Raw genomic sequence first — 17,513 nt, forward strand, 5'->3', positions numbered from 1 at the left:
AAGTGGGTCAGGAGAGACTCCAGTAAAATGTCTCCCCTGGTGAATCTGTCTCTACCCCGATATAGGCATCCTGTATGGAGAACTCTTCAGGAACGATAAACAGAAGCCATCCCTCTTTCATTTCCTTTCGATTCAATATTGTTTCGCAATATAGCTCTCCAATGGATGTATGATGCACAATATTACCTGTCCATGGATAGATCGGGCGTTTAAACTCATCGAATTTATTGAGGTATGTAGATTCTATGAAACTACCGTCATCAATTGAGATATATTTCGGCGAATATATGTTATGGTAATCATAGAGTTTGAATGATGGGAGCCCCGGGGTGGTTATCTGTTGATCTGAAACCGATCGAGAGCCCATATGGCAGACCTTGAATGATAGCAGAACTAAGCGGTTACCTGGTGGAGGTTTGACTATTATAGATCCTGATTTGGTTTGAAAAAAGAAGCTGCCTCGCGTTGTTGACTGTATAAATGCGATTGAGATGTCATTATTTTTTCCATCATCCTGGTAATTACAACGTGCTCCTGGCGAGAGCATACTAGCGGGTTTGGGCAGTTTTTCAGGATTTTCCTGATAGGGTGGTGCTGATTCAACATTTTCTGATGTGGCTGCAACATCTGCTGATGCCGTTGATTCTGGAGTGGTAATATTTTCACGCTCGCTCACCGGGTTTGCCTGTGTACCCACACATCCTGCAATCGATAGTGTAAGGAAGAACAATACTACGATAATGTATCCAAACATTCTCCCTCTGATCTGATATTTTGTTATCTTCTCTCTCTGTCTCATTGTTTTCCTCATTCAATTATCTCGTTTATTCGATCACCACTTGCACCGGAAAATTAACTGTTTGCATTCTTTTTCATCACAGTTCATGATATTTAGGGTTTCAAAGCAAATATATTCCGATTTTCGATGTATGTGATGCTCTCATCAAACAATTATTGTCGTGCAGGTGCAGGTGATCCGGCTGTTCATTTCCATTGGGCATGTATATCAACCCGGCTCAAAGCACTCCCGCTCGATTCCCCGATTATGAGTATTTATTTACGTTAAAAAAACAAAATTGGTATAATGCGCTACCGGGGCCTGCCTGCCATCCTCCTTCTTTCTGCTGCCCTTGTTCTGAGCCTCATCATTTCTGTGATGATCGGGCCAACGAGCATCATGCTCTCCTCCATATTTGTGGATGCAACCGCTTACCAGATCATTTTTGATATCCGTCTACCCCGTGTCATTGCAGCGGTGCTGGTGGGAGCAGCGCTTGCAACTGCCGGATCAGCCATGCAGGCGCTCTTCAAAAACCCGATGGCAGATCCCTATATCATCGGGACATCTGCCGGTGGATCGCTTGGCGCGGTTGCCTCTATTGTATTTCTGGCAGGAACCGGCCTTCACGTTTTTGCCTTCACCGGAGCGGTTGGAGCGACATTCCTGGTCTATACAATCGCCCGCCGGGGTGGGAAGATCCCGGTAGAAACCCTGCTTTTGACAGGCGTTGCACTCTCGATGTTCCTCTCTGCAATGCTCTCATTTCTTATGTATGGTTCAGGAAAGAGCCTCCAGCAGATTGTCTTCTGGCTGATGGGCGGGTTCTGGACCGTCTCGTGGAATGATGTGCATGTCGCACTTCTTATCCCGGCGGGCTGTCTCGTAATCTACCTGTTCGCACGCGATATCAACATCATCTCGCTCGGTGACGAGGATGCCGTCCATCTCGGCGTGAATGTTGAGCAGCTGAAGGTGCTCCTGCTCTTTGTAAGCTCGGTTCTGGCGGGGATTGCGGTTGCGATCGCCGGTGCAATCGGCTTCATCGGCCTGATCACCCCCCACCTGATGCGGATCATCGTTGGTCCCGATCACCGGGTGCTGATTCCTGCTGCTATTCTTGCAGGCGGGCTCATCCTACTCTGGGCTGATACCTTCGCCCGGACATTCGGAAACGAGATGCCGGTTGGGATCATCACTGCATTCCTTGGTGCACCCTTCTTTATGTTCCTCTTGCAGCGGAGGATCCACGCATGAAGACGGTCGATGTGGTGCATCTGGATGTCTGTTATGGGGCACACCAGATCCTTGAGGAGATTGCCTTCTCAGCAACTCCCGGGGAGATGATTGGGATCTGCGGACCGAATGGATCGGGAAAGACGACACTCCTGAAGGCAATGAGCAGGATAGTCGCCCCTTCAGGTGGCGAGATATATTATAATAATCAGAATATGGAGAATCTTTCATTCCGTATGCTGGCACAGCGGGTTGCGGTCGTTCCCCAGGAGACAGCAATCAACTTCGATTACACCGTCCGCGAGATCGTGATGATGGGACGCCATCCCTATATCGGGAGGTTCGCATCAGAAAGCAGAGAGGATCACGCAATCTGTGATCGGGTGATGCGGCTTGCCAATGTCTCCCCTCTTGCTGAAATGCCGGTGAATGCGATCAGCGGGGGGGAGCGGCAGCGGGTGCTGATTGCACGGGCTCTTGCACAGGAGCCGGACATCCTGCTGCTTGACGAGGCGACCTCTCACCTTGATATCAGCCACCAGATTGAAATCCTGAGTATTATCAGAAAGGAGATGGAGGAGACGACGACGATCAGCGTCTTCCATGACATCAACCTCGCCGCCTATTACTGTGACCGGATCATTCTCTTAAAAGAGAGGAAGATTGCGGCAATCGGATCGCCTGAAGATGTGCTAACCAGAGAGATGATTCGATTGGTCTATGGGATCGATGTGCTCATCAGTACCCATCCGACGACCGGGAGGCCATATATCCTCCCGCTTTACACATACGGGATGCATGATGCAATGGCCGGAAGGGTGCATATTGTCTGTGGCGGAGGATGCGGCACACCACTGATCCGGCGGCTTCACCAGGCAGGCTGGCATCTTACCACCGGTATCCTGAATGTGCTGGATTCTGATTATAGAACGGCAGAAGAGCTTGGTATTCCTGCATTGAGCGAGGCTCCGTTTGCCCCGATATCAGAGGCTTCCTCATCGCTGCTCATGGAGTATTTTGAGAAAGCTGACAAAATCATCCTGGTTGCCATGCCGGTTGGGCGGGGGAACCTGGATAATATCCGGCTTTTACATCCGCATGCGAAGAAGACAGTGATCATCGGATCTAGCGAATCTTTTGAAGATTATACCGGAGGAGAGGCGGGGTGTGTCCTTGGATCATTGATCGAAAATGGGGCACGGGTGGAGACATCCCTTGACTCTGCTATGCTGCATCTCCGGAAACAAACCAATTCCGGGTAATAATGTGGCAGATAGAGGAGAGTGTACATGAAAGATAATGAAAGGAATTCAATTATGAATCGATTCGTTTATAGCTTATTTATTCTGTTTCTCTGTATAGGTGGGGCTGCCGGTCTGGCAACGGGAGAAGATGATCCGTGTGAATATCCTGACAGAGCCATGCTTATCGGGAGTTCGATGGAAGGGAACCGGTCAATCACTGTCACCGACGATTCCGGACGTGAGGTTGCCATAAGGGCATATCCGAAACGTATCGTCTCCCTTGCACCATCCAATACCGAACTTCTCTTTGCAATCGGGGTCGGGGACCGGCTTGTCGGGGTTGCTGAACAGAGTGACTACCCTGCAGAAGCCCGACAGATCGAATCGATGGGTGGATTCACCACGATCAGTGCTGAAAAGGTTGTCTCTGCGAAGCCCGACCTGGTGGTGGCTGCTCCAAAGAACTCCGAAGAGGTGCTGAACCGGCTCCGATCACTTGGAATTACCGTGCTCATCATCGATCCGGCAACAATCGACGAGATTCTGGAGACGATCATATTGCTTGGCAGGGTTTCTGGTGCTGAAGATGAAGCCGAAGCGCTGAATCAGGAGCTCAGTATGAGAATTACTGCGGTGGAGGAACGGGTTGCCACCCGATCCAACACCCCGTCTGTTGCCCATATCGTCTGGCATGATCCGATATGGGTGTCTGGTGACCGGACATTCCAGAACGAGGTGATCAGAACCGCAGGTGGCAGGAATGCCTTTGCTGAACTCGACGAATGGAAGATTGTCGGCCTTGAAGAATTTGTCTCAGCAAACCCCGATTATATTCTGGTAAGCTCGGGAACGGGGATGGGAAAGGCGGGATATGATGTCATCTATACGTACGTTATGACAGAACCACGGCTCGCAAGGCTGGATGCTGTTCAGAACGGGCGTGTATGTATCATCGAATCAGATGTCATCAGCCGTGGAGGGCCCCGGATCGTTGATGCGCTCGAAGAGGTGGCAGAGGCACTTCATCCGGAGCTCTATAACCCTTCGGTTCGCGAAATGCCACAGGCAGAAGAATCCTCCCCGATTGCAGTAATTCCTCTGATTGCTCTCTTCTCACTTGCCCTGTTTATACAAAAAAGGAGGAGGCTCTGATCTCCTTCATAGTGTCCGGGTAACCGCCACCCGCCACTCTGTCCCATGCAGGGAGACGGTGGTCCAGACAGCTTCTTTTGTCTGATCCCGGAAGATGTAGCTCCCCTTCCCCTGCCTCTCTTCTGTGACGCGGGTTACGAATTCGATCAGCACAGGATATGCAGAATAGATGGGATCATCAAGGGGGAGGTCGATCTGATCCGGGTCGGTATCATAGAGTACGCGGCCGTCAGTATCTACAACGGTGACTGAATAGGGTGTTTTTGAAACAACCGGCTCAGCTACCCCCCCGATCAGGATATCCGGCCTGAAGACGATTGAGGTGAACCCGAGGAACCTCCCCGGCGGATCGCTTGCGATCCCGCCCCTGGTGAAGACAGGTGCGCTGATAAACGATGCATCGCCGCCTTCTGCAACAGGCACAATTCCGCTCATGATTGGGCGGCGGGTTGCAAGAATCTGCTGTGTCGCCTTCTGATCAGAGACATCTGTTCCTTCCTCACCGTGGTGTATGGACGGCTCTGCAGCAAGGATGATGCCATCCGGGCTGACGGTGGTGCAGTCGATGATCGCCGGATGAATACCGCTTGTTTCAAGCAGGATATCGTGTGCTGCCTGGTTATCAAGGCCGGTTGATCCGAGATCATATGCGGCGGCTGCCATACTATTGTCAAGCATCTCCAGTGATGCTGAGATCTCAGACTGGAGCCTGAGAAGGATCATTGCCGCATCATGATCTGCATCAGGCACCGGAGCAAGAGCTATCCCAATGCCCATTCCTACGAGCAGGCAGGCAATGGCAATAATGATCGCATGGGAAGATTGCATAAGGAATTGTATCTCGTTCTATCTTAAGAATCGTTCGACTGCATGACGGCAATTGTCACTCGCCAATTCGCCAGTTTTGGCAAAAAAATATTGGTTATAACAAATTAATTTTATTATGATGGATCATTCTGCCACATCGGATAACCCCCTTCCTTTGGGTATTTACCGGGGTATTCTTGAAAAAACGGATGAGGCTCTTCTTTCGTTTCCGGCTCTCTTCCGGGGATCGGCATACCCGCTGCTCCCCTCCCCGCAGATGCAGTTATCTGAGCTCCCCTATCCTTTCCGGAATTGCGATCCCCTCTCTCCCGGGGTGCTTGCTGCGTATACTTCCATGATCCGGGATGAAGGAATCGAGCATGCATTTGTCTTTGACGAGCATGGAACCTTTCTTGAGAAACTCACCGGCGAGAGGACACGGATACAGTTTGGGCACCGGGATCTCTTCGCTCTCACCCACACCATCTTCATTCACAACCATCCACGCGGCTCTTCGTTCTCATTAGCGGATCTGGAGACTGCCTGTGTCTTTGAGATGCGATCGATGATGGTCGTTTCGGGGAAAGCACTCCATATCCTGATGCCGCCGGTTGAAGACGAGTATTTCTCCCGGAAGCTGCTCCGTGATATCGTCCGGTGCTACCGGATCAGGTCATCTGCGCAATCTCTCTCGCAGCATTTTGAACCGAATGACAGCATATGGTATTTCATTGCAGAGGATCTTGGCCTTCGCTTATGGAAGATGCGGTTCTCCTGAGTTCTCCCGGATGCCGGACTGCCCTGCCCCTCTCTCTACCAACAGATCCCAGGCTCCCCTCCGGGTTCCCTGCCAGATGTGAGGAAGCACGATCCATCCGGCATCTTCATTGCAGAGTGGTACACACAATCAGCATCATGAAGAACATGGAAATGAGTAGAGAGGGATCAAAACTGATCATCGAAGTGGATCTCACAAAGGACTTCGGGGTTTCTAAGTCTGGCAAATCGAAGATCATCGCCTCAAGCGAGGGGAATATCAGCATACCTGATGATGAAGAGATCAAGATCGGGCTGAATATCTACAAAAAAGCGTAGAAAAAAAGAGAATATTGTACTTTTATTGCCCTGCCAGAAGATTCTCCTGTTTTGAATGCTTCACGGCAGGTTTCCATCCCCCATACAGCCTCTCTGCTTATCCTCGCTCATCTGAACAAGCCTTAAAAAGATCTCACGCACCCCTGCCGGATCGACACCTGCCTCAACTGCCCGGTCCACCGCCCGTGCAATCACCTGCTCACGCTGAGCCGGATCTACGGGTGGCCTGCCTGCCCTCACCTTCTCATGTGCCATCAAACCTGCCAGCGACTGCCGTTTTTTGATCAGATCGACAATTTCGGTATCCACAGTTGCAATCTCCTCGCGGATCTCATCAATGGTCATGTGGAATCTCTCTCACCCGGTAAAATAAAAAGCCTCCTGATCGGCTTATACCCGGAGATGCACCCTGCCGTATAGGGCTGCTCCCAGGAGCCCGATATCTTCATCCCGAACGAGAGATATGGGAATTGTTTCGAGCATATCCCGGTAATGCAGAACATCGGCGAACTCCTCCCTGAAATAATCGTTATTCACGAGGAATGGATTCTTCATCGCAACACCGCCGGTGATGTAGAGGGCGCTGGTTGAAAGCGTACTGAGAACATAGTTTCTGCACGCACGTGCAAAGAACCTGGCAAAAAATTCTGTTGTCTCAGACTCCGGTCCAATTCTGCTAACCACTTTCTCTGGAGGAAGCGTCCCGCCGGTGAGCCATGCATGCAGGTGGGAAAGGCCGGGACCGCTTACCACCAGATCGTTATGCGGGTAACTGGTACCGTTTATCTTCAGGAGATATTCCATGAAACCAATCTCATCATCTTTATAAAAGGGGAAGGCGGCATGGCCTGCCTCTGAAGGGAGAGCACAGATGCAATCTCCCGCTCCCTTCCTGATCGCACAATGCCCAAGGCCGGTTCCGGCACCAACCACTGCGATGGTCCCGCCATCTTCGGCTCTCCCTGCCTGTACCACATCTTGTTTGAGCTGCTTTTCCATCAGGCAGGCATAACCCTGTGCAACAAAATCATTTATCAGGTAGATCGCAGTCTTTGGCATCTTCGTGGTGAGGGTGCGTATATCAGCCATCCACGGTACATTGGGGAGGATCCCATGCACACCTTCCCTGACCAGTCCAGGTACCGCAATTACGATTGTGTCCCACGAACTCACGTCTCCCATGCCCGGATTCATGAGAGCTCCTTTGATCAGATCGTTAAATGAACTGAAACTGCCGGTTATGAATGAAATAGTATTCAGCCGCGAGATAGCACCATCATCACTGAAGGTGAATCCAGAGAACCTGCTATATGTCCCGCCTATATCTGCTGTCAGGATTCGCTGCATGTATGCCTCCCCACTCCGCCATATCTTCTGCCGGATACCATCTTTCCTCTCTATGATCAGATAAAGCATACCCTGAAGGCGTACGTTAATAACAGGTTCAATCTATAAACACATTCATGCCGGTTCATGATATTGAGGCTGTCCTGAAGGTGGAGGAAGAGGCGATCTCACGGATTCTGGCTGCTGAAGAGGAGGCAGAAAAAGCAGTCAGTTCCGCAAGGATTGAAGCGGCAGCATATATCGAAGATGAATTGAAGAAGGCAGGGACAGAGGCAGCAGAGACAGTTAACCGGGCTATACAGGATGCAGAGGAAAGAGCCCGGGAGATTGCAGTTGCAACAGAAGAGCGAGTTGAGCAGATCACGACTGCCGCCGCTTCACGAAAGGAAGAGGCAGTTGCAGCGATCATAGCCGCCATCACCGGAGGGGAGGATGTTCTATCCGGCTGAGATGCAGAAGGTGACGGTAGGGATTCATCGCCGGCATGCAGCATCGTTCCTCTCTGCTCTCCATGAAGAGGGGATTATTGAACTGACTCCGATCACCGGTGACGAGCATCTCCTCCACCTCATCACACTGGTGCAAAGGGATGAGATCCGGCAGTCACTCGCATCTGCCCAGGCCAGGATAGAGCGTGCGGTGGAGGCCCTTCTTGATCACAGGGAAGAGCTGGGGAGGATCACTGGTTTCTTCCTCCCGGATCGGAAATCCCCTGTTCCTGCAGAGCGATCTGATCCCACCTTACTGCTGAAGGTGGTGGATAGGTATAACCCGGTGATCTCGGATATCCTATCCTGCCGGGTTCGTCGTTCAGCTATCCATGAGCGTATCGCCCGCCTTGATGAAGAGGAGGAGCATCTTCTCCTCTTCCGGTGCGTTGCAGAGTCCCTCCCTCCGCGGGAGCCATCCCGTTTTATCACTGTCCGGGCAGGGCTTATTCCAACCGGTGAATGCGAGGATTTAAACGCACTTTTTGAAGAAGAGGGAATATCAGAGGCAATTGCTCACTCAGCATGCAGGCTAAAGGAAGAAGGGATGATTGCAGTCGTCCTTTCCCATTTACGTGCTGCCGAAAGAGTGGATGCACTCCTCCGTTCAAGGGGTTTTGCGGATTTTACCTTCGGTGATCATGGAAGTTCTGTTACTGAGGCGCTAGAGCATATCCGTAAAGAGAAGAGCTCTCTTTATCAGGAAGACGAAACGATACAGAATCTCCTGCGGGAAAAAGGCACAGAATACCTTCAGCTGCTTGCCGGGCTTGGAGAAGACCTGGGGATCGCCCGTGATGCAGTTGATGCTGCCGCCCTCACCGGTTCAACCCGTGATCTCAGGCTCTATTCAGGATGGATAAGGAGCCATGATCTCCCTCTCCTTGAGAAGATCGGAGACCTTCATGCTGGCGGCACCATGATCTACCGGGCAGTTCCGGGGAAGGACGGGGATGCCGCTGTTCCTGTTGCCTACAACCATCCACGCTGGCTCTCGCCATTCAGGTCTCTCACCACGACATTTGCCCCGCCCCGGTATCGTGAGGTGGATCCGACATTTTTTATTGCTCCAGTACTCGTCATCACCTTTGGGGTGATGCTTGGGGATGCCGGGTACGGACTGCTGCTTGCACTGGTTGCAGCAGCCCTCCTTGCAGGCCCTGCACGGTACCCGGGATCCACCCGTGACTTCTCGTTCATCCTGTTTGCCTGCGGTATCTCCGGTATTCTCTTTGGCATCTTACAGGGGGGATTCTTCGGGGATCTCCTCCCGAGATTCTTCGGCATTGCCCCCCCTTTCGCTATAATCGATCCCCTGATGGATCCGATTACCATCCTCACCGCCGCCCTCCTCTTCGGGATCGCACACCTGAACCTGGGTCTTGGCATCGCGGCATACAGCTATATAAGGGCAGGAGATTTCAGGAAGATGCTCAGGGAACAGGGCGTCTGGTTCCTGATTCAGCCCTGTGCGGCAATCCTCCTCTTCGCCTTCTTCGGGTGGGCTGAGATCCCCCTCCCTCTTCTCTTTGCAGCGGGAGCTGGAGCTGCCGCCGCCGCCGGTCTGATCCTCACCTTCGAAGGGCCGCTTGGGTTCTTCAGCATCACGGGATTCCTTGGTGACTGGCTGAGCTATACAAGGATTCTTGCGCTTGCACTCGCAACCGCCGGAATTGCGATGACAGTGAATATCCTCTCTGAGATGATCGGATCAGTTCATCCATATCTCCTCATAATTGCTATTCTCTTTGCAGTCGCCGGTCATCTGGCAAACTTCCTGCTCCAGGCGCTTGGCGGATTTATCCATGCCCTCCGTCTCCAGTATGTTGAGTTTTTTGGGCATTTTTACGAGGGCGGAGGGCGTCTCTTCCAGCCATTTTTCACGAACCGGGAGAAGACGATCCTTTTGGAGGATGAACCATGATACCTGAACTAACACCTGGATTTATCCTGGCAGTCACCGGTGCCGGGCTCGCCGTTGGATTGTCTGCGATTGGATCCGGCATGGGTGTCGGCATTGCCGGCGCTACCGGTGCCGGAGTAATCGCAATCAAGCCCGAAAAGTTCGGGCAGGCACTTGTCTTCCAGGCGGTTCCCCAGACACAGGGGATGTATGGTCTTCTGGTGGCGGTTTTGATCCTCCTCTCGACCGGGGTGATCGGCGGTATCGGCGATCCAGTCTCCACCCCGATGGGGCTTGCTGCTCTTGGTGCCGGATTAGCGGTCGGTATTGCGGGTCTCTCAGCAATCGGTCAGGGTATTGCCGCATCTGCGGGGATTGCCACCAGCTCGGAGGACGATACGGCGATGGGAAGATCCCTCGTCTTCTCGGTGATCCCGGAGACGCAGGCTATCTATGGTTTGCTTGTTGCGATTCTGATCATGGCATTCTCCGGAATCCTGGCAGGTGACGCGGTAGCGACGATGGCGACCGGCCTTGCCGCGATCGGCTGCGGCCTTGCGGTCGGCCTTGCCGGCCTCTCTGCGATTGGCCAGGGTATTGCTGCTGCTGCCGGCTCCGCCTCTTCAGCCGAGCATGAGGGTGCATTTGGACGTGCCCTCGTTTTTTCGGTGATCCCGGAGACGCAGGCTATCTATGGCCTCTTAGTTGCGATCCTGATCATGGCATTCACCGGGATGATCGCAGGCGGCCCGATCTCGGATATTTCGATTGGCATCGCTGCAATCGGGTGCGGATTTGCAATCGGCCTTGCTGCACTCTCTGCGATCGGTCAGGGTATTGCTGCTGCCGCTGGTGCAGCGGCAACCGCAGAGAAACCGGAAGCATTCGGAAGATCCCTTGTCTTCTCGGTGATCCCGGAGACGCAGGCTATCTATGGATTACTGGTTGCGATCCTGATCATGGCGTTCACCGGGATGATCACCCGGGATATCGTTCCCACCCTTGCCGCCGGCTTTGCCTCGATTGCCTGTGGAATTGCAGTTGGTTTTGCTGCACTCTCTGCAATCGGTCAGGGTATTGCCGCATCTGCCGGGATTGCGACCACCTCCGAGCGGGAAGATATGTTTGGGAAAGGGCTTGTCTTCTCGGTGATTCCTGAGACGCAGGCTATCTATGGCCTGCTGGTTGCAATCCTGATCATGGCCTTCACCGGGATTATCACCCGCGACGTGACGGCAACCGCGGCTGCGGGTCTTGCCTGTATCGGATCAGGATTTGCCGTCGGCCTTGCAGGACTCTCAGCAATAGGACAGGGGATGACTGCTGCTGCCGGTATTGGTGCGGTTGCACGGAGGCCAGAGGCGATGGGGCAGAGCCTCGTCTTTGCGGTGATGGCAGAGACCTTTGCAATCTTCGGCCTTCTTGTTGCGATCCTGATCATGTTTGGAATCGGGCTCTTTGGGGGTCTCTGAATGGGGCTTGAGAAGATCATCTCCTTGATTAAAGAAGAAACCGAAGAGGAGATCGCGAGGATCTGGCAGAAGGCAGAAGAAGAAAGTAATGCGATCCACGATGCTGCATGGGAGAGGGCTCGTCGTGAACACGAACGCACCCTTCTTGAAGGTGATCGGAAAGCTCTGCGTGAAGAACAGAAAATCCTCCTCCAGGCTGAGTATGATGAGATGAAGGCCATCCGGGATGCGAGATGGCATGGGATACGGGAGGTGTTTGTTTCTGCTGAAGAAGAGCTGGCTGCACTCTCGTCATCTCCCGGATACCCCGAAATTCTTCGAACCCTAATCGATGAAGGGAGGGAGATCCTCGGGGGGGGAGAGATCGTTCTTCTCTGCCGGTTTGCTGATATGAAAGCAGTTGAAAGCGCAGCAGAAGGACTTGAAGGGGTGACAATCCGCTCCTTACCACCCCATGATCCGCAGATCCGCTCTGGCGGGGTGATCGTCATCTCCAAAGATACTCCCATCCGGTGTGACCAGACATTTGCGACACGGTTGGATCAGATGCGGGATCACCTGGCATGGAAGGTATCCGGGATTCTCTATGGAGGTGGGGAGAATGGATATTGATCTGATCTTCTCAGAACTCTTCACCGGAGAAGGATCAGGGCTGATCGCGATTGCGTTTGCCATTGCGTTTTTTATCGCAGTCTTCATCGCGGTATCTGCCGGATGGTTCAGGCTGATTTTAAGCATCGCCTCGTTTGCCTATCCATCTGCACGGGTCAGGGCGATGGGAAATCCGCTCGTGACGGCAGAGGGTGCAGATACCCTCTCGGATGCAGGTGATCTCCTCGAACTCTTTGAACGGGCCGGAAGGTCAGGCCATTCAATTGAGTACCGGGAGGGGATGACCGCAGACGATACCGAACGGCTGATCCGTCACTATCACTATACATTACTAGGCAACCTCGCTGTATCTGTCCCGGATGCGATCCATTCCCTGATCCTCGGATATATCCAGGTCTACGAGGGATTGGAGGTTGCAGCCGTTCTGAGGGGGATTGCAGGCGGTCTGCCGGGAGATCTGATCGAGAAGAGGGCGGTTCCAATCGGCTCATTTTCTGAATCAGCGATCAGGAAGGCCGCCCATTCAGGCTCTGTTGAAGAGGCAGTCCAGCGACTTGACCGGGCAGGTATTCTTCCCCGAATCAGGGATCTCTGGAAGGTGGTTGGTGAACAGGAAGAATATGCGGCATTCGAATCAGCGCTTCTCTCTGAGAGCTACCTCTCCCTGATGATGACCGCACGGGGCATCGAAGAATCCCAGTACGAACCGGCAGTCCTGATGGCCGGACGGATGATAGACTGCAAAAACCTTGGGATTCTGATCCGGGGACGACTGTCTGGTGCGGATGCAGCAGCAATCGAGCCATTCCTCATTCAAAAGGGAGGCTTTGAGATCACAGATGATATGCTCCGGGCATTAACCCGTTCTGCCGATCTTGTGGAACTCTCTTCCCTGATCAGTGAGACGATGTATAGCCCCTATATCGAGCCTTTCATTGAGCAGGTGAGGAAGAGCCGTGATCCCGGTGCAATCGAGATGGCCCTCTCTCAATGCCTGCTTGATGTCGGCAGGATGGTGAGCAGCCAGTATCATCTTGGGAGCGGTCCGATTCTTCGGTACCTGATGGCGCTTGGCATCGAATGCGAAAACCTGCGGGCGGCTGCTGCCGGAATTCTGTATCATGTACCTGCCGAGACGATCAGGGGGCAGATGGTGGTGGAGGTGAGCGGCAGGTGAAGATCGTTGCACTTGGTGATCGGACGGTCACTCTCCTATGCCGGCTCGGCGGTGTGGCAGAGACGATCCGGTGCGAGGATTTTTCATCTGCTGAAGCTGCACTGAAAGAGCTTCTTATGGAGGAATCAGTCGCTATCGTCCTTATACAGGATCGGTATGTGCGACCGCTCATCCCGATGCTTGAAGAGCATGGGCGGTCGCACCGGGTCTATCCGGTTGTTGTAGAAATACCGGGGCCAAAGGGTCCGGTGAAAGGGGATGATACGATAACCGAGGCGATCAGACGGGTTGCCGGGCGGGGGATGCCAGGGTGATTGGATGACAGAGAGCAGTATAATTCGGATTACAGGACCGGTTGTCGAGGCTGACCGGATGCGTGGAGCACAGATGTATGAGGTCGTCTTTGTCGGCGAGGATGAGCTTATCGGCGAGATCATCGGGCTGTATAACGATACCGCAACCATCCAGGTCTACGAGGATACCACCGGTATTACCCCCGGTGAGCCGGTAAAACGATCAACGATGCCGCTCTCGGTGGAGCTTGGCCCCGGCCTTCTTGAGATGATCTATGATGGCATCCAGCGGCCGCTGACAGAGCTTGGGGATCTCTCCGGGGATTTCATCGTCCGGGGTGTCTCGGCTCCGGCACTATCGCGTGAGAAGAAGTTCCTTTTCACCCCTTCCCTCTCTGAGGGAGACGAAATTTCCGGTGGTGCGGTGATCGGGTCAGTTCCTGAGACGAAGCAGATTCTGCACACAATTCTCCTCGCACCTGATCTCTCGGGGACGGTGGAGCGGATCGCAGGTGAAGGTGAGTATACCGTGGATGAAACGATCCTCTGGCTGAAAGATGATACCGGCAAGGTACAGAAGATCACAATGCTCCAGCGCTGGCCGGTCCGGGTGCCCCGCCCGATACAGTCGAAGCTCCCGGCGATCCGCCCCCTGATCACCGGCCAGCGGGTGATCGACTCTTTCTTCCCGATGGTGCAGGGGGGAACCGCCGCTGTACCTGGTCCCTTTGGTGCTGGCAAGACGGTTGTCCAGCACCAGCTCGCCAAATGGTGCGATGCAGATATCATTGTGTATGTCGGGTGCGGTGAGCGGGGGAATGAGATGGCAGATGTGCTCAGGCAGTTCCCGTCTCTTGTCGATCCAAAGACAAAGGAGCCCCTGATGAAGAGGACTGTCCTGATCGGCAATACTTCGAATATGCCGGTTGCGGCCCGTGAGGCATCGGTCTATACCGGTATTACGATTGCAGAATACTATCGTGACATGGGGTATTCTGTTGCCCTGATGGCAGACTCAACTTCCCGGTGGGCAGAGGCGATGCGGGAGATCTCAGGCCGCCTGGAGGAGATGCCGGGTGAACATGGCTATCCTGCCTACCTCGGTTCCCGGCTTGCCGATTTCTATGAACGGGCAGGGCGGGTGAAGACGCTCTCCGGCGAAGAAGGCTCAATCTCGGTGATTGGGGCAGTCTCGCCGCCGGGGGGCGATTTCTCCGAGCCGGTGACCCAGAACACGCTCCGGATTGTCCGGGTCTTCTGGGCTCTGGATGCTGATCTTGCACACCAGCGCCATTTCCCGGCAGTGAACTGGCTCCTCAGCTATTCGCTCTATTCGGATCTTGTTGCCCCATGGTGGGAGAAGCACGGGGGATCTGAATGGGGAACGATGCGATCTGATCTGCTTGCCCTCCTCCAGAAAGAGAACGAACTTGAGGAGATTGTTCAGCTGGTGGGCCCCGATCTCCTCCCCGAAGAAGACAAGTTCACGCTGAATGTCGCTGCCATCCTGAGGGAGTCCTTTCTGGTGCAGTCTGCATTTGATCCGGTCGATACCTTCTGCCCACCAGAGAAGCAGTATCGGATGATGACGCTGATCCATCGGTATTACCGGCTGGGGCGTCATGCAGTTGGTGAGGGGATGACAGCTGCTGAGATCCAGCAGCTTCCGGTGACTGCCCGGCTCTCCCGGCTGGGCCCGATACCGCATGAGGAGTTCGACTCGTTGTATCCAAAGATTTGTGAAGAGATGAACTCTGCATTTCCAGGGGGTGATGCCTGATGCCGCCGCTCCGCGAGTTCCAGTCTGTTGTCAGGGTGGCAGGGCCAATCCTTGCAGTATCCGGGATCGATGATGCCGGGTATAACGAGGTAGTGAAGGTTCTCCTCCCCGATGGCACAGTCCGGACAGGGCAGGTGCTTGAGTCAAGGAAAGGGATGGCGATCGTGATGGTCTTCGGAGGAACACGCGATCTCGACTGCGATATCACCGCGGTACGGTTCACCGGCAGGCCGATGACGATGCCTGTTTCAAAAGAGATGCTCGGCCGGATCTTCTCAGGATCGGCTGATCCGATCGATGGCGGAGGGAGTGTCGTACCTGAGAAGGAGATGGAGATCTCCGGCTATGCGATCAACCCGACAAAACGGGAGTTCCCGCAGGATTCGATTGAGACCGGGATATCCGCAATCGACGGGATGAATACGCTTGTCCAGGGCCAGAAACTCCCGGTCTTCTCGGGCTCAGGCCTCCCCCACAGTTTCCTTGCCGCCCAGATCACACGGCAGGCCCGTGTACGGGGGACTGACGAATCGTTTGCAGTCGTCTTTGCGGCGATGGGAATCACCCACGAGGAGGCACGATTCTTTGTCGAGGAGTTCTCCGAGACCGGGGCCCGGGCACATGCGGTGATCTTTCTGAATCGTGCCGATGACCCTGCGATTGAGCGGATCGTTACCCCACGGCTCGCCCTGACTGCGGCTGAATACCTGGCATTTGACCTGGGGATGCATGTGCTTGTTGTCATGCAGGATATCACCGCATACTGCGAGGCGCTCCGCGAGGTCTCGGCTGCCCGTGAGGAGATACCGGCACGGAGAGGGTACCCGGGATATATGTACACGGATCTCGCATCGCTCTATGAACGGGCCGGTCGGGTGAAAGGGCGGCCAGGCTCGATCACTCAGCTTTCGATCCTCTCAATGCCTGATGATGATATCACCCATCCGGTTCCTGATCTGACCGGGTACATCACCGAAGGGCAGATTGTCCTCTCCCGCGAACTGCACAGGAAGGGGATTTATCCCCCGATCGATGTGCTTCCCTGCCTGTCACGGCTGATGCAGGGCGGGATCGGGGAGGGGAGGACCCGGCCCGATCATGCGAATGTATCAAGCCAGCTCTATGCCGCCTATGCCCGGGGACGGCGGCTTGCCGGGCTTGTGGCAGTGATCGGCGATGAAGGGCTGACTGATGTCGACCGCCTGTACCTGACCTTCCTCGATCGGTTCGAGCATGAGTTTGTCGGCCAGAAGCGGGATGAGGGGCGATCATTTGATGAAACCCTCGACCGTGCATGGGATCTCCTCTCGATCTTCCCACAAGATGAGCTGAAGCGGATTGATCCGAAGTATATTAAAGAGCATTACCGGGGTGGCACCGGGTGAGCCGGAGGCTCCCCCCCGGTACACGCCCGACACGGATCGAACTGCTGAAGGTGCGCAAGCGGCTTGTGATCGCGGAGAAGGGGCACGAGCTCCTCAGGGAGAAGCTTGACGCGATGGTGATGGAGTTCTTCTCCCTCTCAAAACGGCGGGATGAGCTGAGGGGAGTGATGGAGAAGGCGTTTGCTGCGGCATACCCGGCACTCTTTGCAGCGGAGATGGCGGCGTCTCACCGGGAAGTGGAGAGCTGTGCCGCTGTCGAGCGGATCATACCCGATCTTTTGGTAATTGAGAAGGGTATCATGGGGGTAGGGGTTCCGCGATTTGATATCCCCGATCCGCTCAGGGAGGGGCGTGTCCCCGGATACGGCTTCCCGGCAGCAACCGGGAGGCTGGATTGCGCTTCCGATCTTGCAGAAGAGGCAATTGCCGCCGCCATCCGGCTCGCCGAGGTGGAAGGCGCCCTCCTCCGCCTTTCGTCCCGGATAACTTCGGTCAGGCGGCGGGCAAATGCCCTTGATTCGATCATGATCCCGCAGCAAAAAAGGATTATTGCCTATATCTCGGATTATCTTGAGGAGATGGAGCGGGAGGATCTCTTCAGGAGGAAACGGACAAAGGCACGGGGGGAGGAGCGGCGATGGTGAATGACTATCTGCCGCTCCTCTATCTGGCTCTTGGGATCGCCGGGGTACTGACGGTTGCAATCGGGGGGATTGTGCTGATATTGATTGTGATTGGGGTTAT

18 protein-coding genes are annotated in these 17,513 nt (G+C 54.1%); 14 read left to right on the forward strand and 4 right to left on the reverse strand.

All coding sequences use genetic code 11. From position 1 onward, the window contains the following. Positions 1-7: 7 nt before the first annotated feature. The gene (locus tag FTO68_RS08875; RefSeq protein ID WP_255333041.1) at positions 8-799 is read right to left on the reverse strand and encodes a hypothetical protein; all 792 of its coding nucleotides are present in this window, start codon (positions 797-799) and stop codon (positions 8-10) included. 285 nt (positions 800-1,084) lie between these two features. Here FTO68_RS08875 and FTO68_RS08880 point away from each other — a divergent pair, with 285 nt between their 5' ends. Genes FTO68_RS08880 through FTO68_RS08890 form a run of 3 tightly spaced genes read left to right on the forward strand, consistent with a single transcriptional unit; the run spans position 1,085 to position 4,410 of the window. Then, positions 1,085-2,035 (forward strand): FecCD family ABC transporter permease, encoded by a 951-nt coding sequence (locus tag FTO68_RS08880; RefSeq protein ID WP_255333042.1) that lies wholly within the window; start codon positions 1,085-1,087, stop codon positions 2,033-2,035. Further along, positions 2,032-3,276 carry an ABC transporter ATP-binding protein gene (locus tag FTO68_RS08885; protein ID WP_255333043.1) on the forward strand — a complete coding sequence of 415 codons (1,245 nt, stop codon included), beginning with the start codon at positions 2,032-2,034 and terminating at the stop codon, positions 3,274-3,276. Before FTO68_RS08880 ends, FTO68_RS08885 begins: the two co-directional genes overlap by 4 nt. Before the next feature lie 27 nt (positions 3,277-3,303). Further along, complete coding sequence (locus FTO68_RS08890) at positions 3,304-4,410, forward strand: ABC transporter substrate-binding protein (RefSeq protein WP_255333044.1); 1,107 nt, start codon at positions 3,304-3,306, stop codon at positions 4,408-4,410. A 6-nt stretch (positions 4,411-4,416) separates the two neighbouring features. Here the strand turns inward: FTO68_RS08890 and FTO68_RS08895 are convergent, their stop codons facing one another. Beyond that, entirely contained in the window at positions 4,417-5,238 is an 822-nt protein-coding gene (locus tag FTO68_RS08895; RefSeq protein WP_255333045.1) for a cache domain-containing protein, read from the reverse strand. Between the two features lie 115 nt (positions 5,239-5,353). On the opposite strand from FTO68_RS08895, the gene FTO68_RS08900 reads away from it, so the two are divergent. After that, positions 5,354-5,995, forward strand: coding sequence for a hypothetical protein (locus FTO68_RS08900; RefSeq protein WP_255333046.1), 642 nt, complete (start codon positions 5,354-5,356; stop codon positions 5,993-5,995). Positions 5,996-6,132: 137 nt separating this feature from the next. After that, complete coding sequence (locus FTO68_RS08905) at positions 6,133-6,312, forward strand: hypothetical protein (protein ID WP_255333047.1); 180 nt, start codon at positions 6,133-6,135, stop codon at positions 6,310-6,312. Positions 6,313-6,372: 60 nt separating this feature from the next. Here FTO68_RS08905 and FTO68_RS08910 read toward each other — a convergent pair whose 3' ends face one another. Continuing rightward, positions 6,373-6,657, reverse strand: a complete 285-nt coding sequence (locus tag FTO68_RS08910) for a chorismate mutase (RefSeq protein ID WP_255333048.1) — start codon at positions 6,655-6,657, stop codon at positions 6,373-6,375. A 45-nt stretch (positions 6,658-6,702) separates the two neighbouring features. After that, positions 6,703-7,728, reverse strand: a complete 1,026-nt coding sequence (locus tag FTO68_RS08915) for a glucokinase (RefSeq protein ID WP_255333049.1) — start codon at positions 7,726-7,728, stop codon at positions 6,703-6,705. Positions 7,729-7,775: 47 nt separating this feature from the next. Between FTO68_RS08915 and FTO68_RS08920 the strand changes: the two genes are divergently transcribed. The 9 genes from FTO68_RS08920 to FTO68_RS08960 are packed head-to-tail and all read left to right on the forward strand — an operon-like array spanning position 7,776 to position 17,413. Further along, positions 7,776-8,108, forward strand: coding sequence for a hypothetical protein (locus FTO68_RS08920; RefSeq protein ID WP_255333050.1), 333 nt, complete (start codon positions 7,776-7,778; stop codon positions 8,106-8,108). After that, positions 8,092-10,071, forward strand: a complete 1,980-nt coding sequence (locus FTO68_RS08925; RefSeq protein ID WP_255333051.1) for a V-type ATP synthase subunit I — start codon at positions 8,092-8,094, stop codon at positions 10,069-10,071. Before FTO68_RS08920 ends, FTO68_RS08925 begins: the two co-directional genes overlap by 17 nt. Further along, on the forward strand, positions 10,068-11,522 hold the full coding sequence (locus tag FTO68_RS08930; protein ID WP_255333052.1) for an ATP synthase subunit C-like protein: 1,455 nt from the start codon (positions 10,068-10,070) through the stop codon (positions 11,520-11,522). Before FTO68_RS08925 ends, FTO68_RS08930 begins: the two co-directional genes overlap by 4 nt. Continuing rightward, positions 11,523-12,134: a V-type ATP synthase subunit E gene (locus FTO68_RS08935; protein ID WP_255333053.1), complete on the forward strand. Its 612-nt coding sequence runs from the start codon at positions 11,523-11,525 to the stop codon at positions 12,132-12,134. Next, complete coding sequence (locus FTO68_RS08940) at positions 12,124-13,311, forward strand: V-type ATPase subunit (RefSeq protein WP_255333054.1); 1,188 nt, start codon at positions 12,124-12,126, stop codon at positions 13,309-13,311. Before FTO68_RS08935 ends, FTO68_RS08940 begins: the two co-directional genes overlap by 11 nt. Further along, complete coding sequence (locus tag FTO68_RS08945) at positions 13,308-13,625, forward strand: V-type ATP synthase subunit F (protein ID WP_255333055.1); 318 nt, start codon at positions 13,308-13,310, stop codon at positions 13,623-13,625. The genes FTO68_RS08940 and FTO68_RS08945 overlap by 4 nt, the downstream gene beginning before the upstream one ends. A gap of 4 nt (positions 13,626-13,629) precedes the next feature. Next, entirely contained in the window at positions 13,630-15,384 is a 1,755-nt protein-coding gene (locus FTO68_RS08950) for a V-type ATP synthase subunit A (protein ID WP_255333056.1), read from the forward strand. Next, positions 15,384-16,769, forward strand: coding sequence for a V-type ATP synthase subunit B (locus FTO68_RS08955; protein WP_255333057.1), 1,386 nt, complete (start codon positions 15,384-15,386; stop codon positions 16,767-16,769). The genes FTO68_RS08950 and FTO68_RS08955 overlap by 1 nt, the downstream gene beginning before the upstream one ends. After that, the gene (locus FTO68_RS08960; RefSeq protein WP_255333058.1) at positions 16,766-17,413 is read left to right on the forward strand and encodes a V-type ATP synthase subunit D; all 648 of its coding nucleotides are present in this window, start codon (positions 16,766-16,768) and stop codon (positions 17,411-17,413) included. The genes FTO68_RS08955 and FTO68_RS08960 overlap by 4 nt, the downstream gene beginning before the upstream one ends. The last annotated feature ends 100 nt before the right edge of the window (positions 17,414-17,513 follow it).

Origin of the sequence: Methanocalculus taiwanensis (assembly GCF_024372745.1) — an archaeon.
Lineage (GTDB): Archaea > Halobacteriota > Methanomicrobia > Methanomicrobiales > Methanocorpusculaceae > Methanocalculus > Methanocalculus taiwanensis.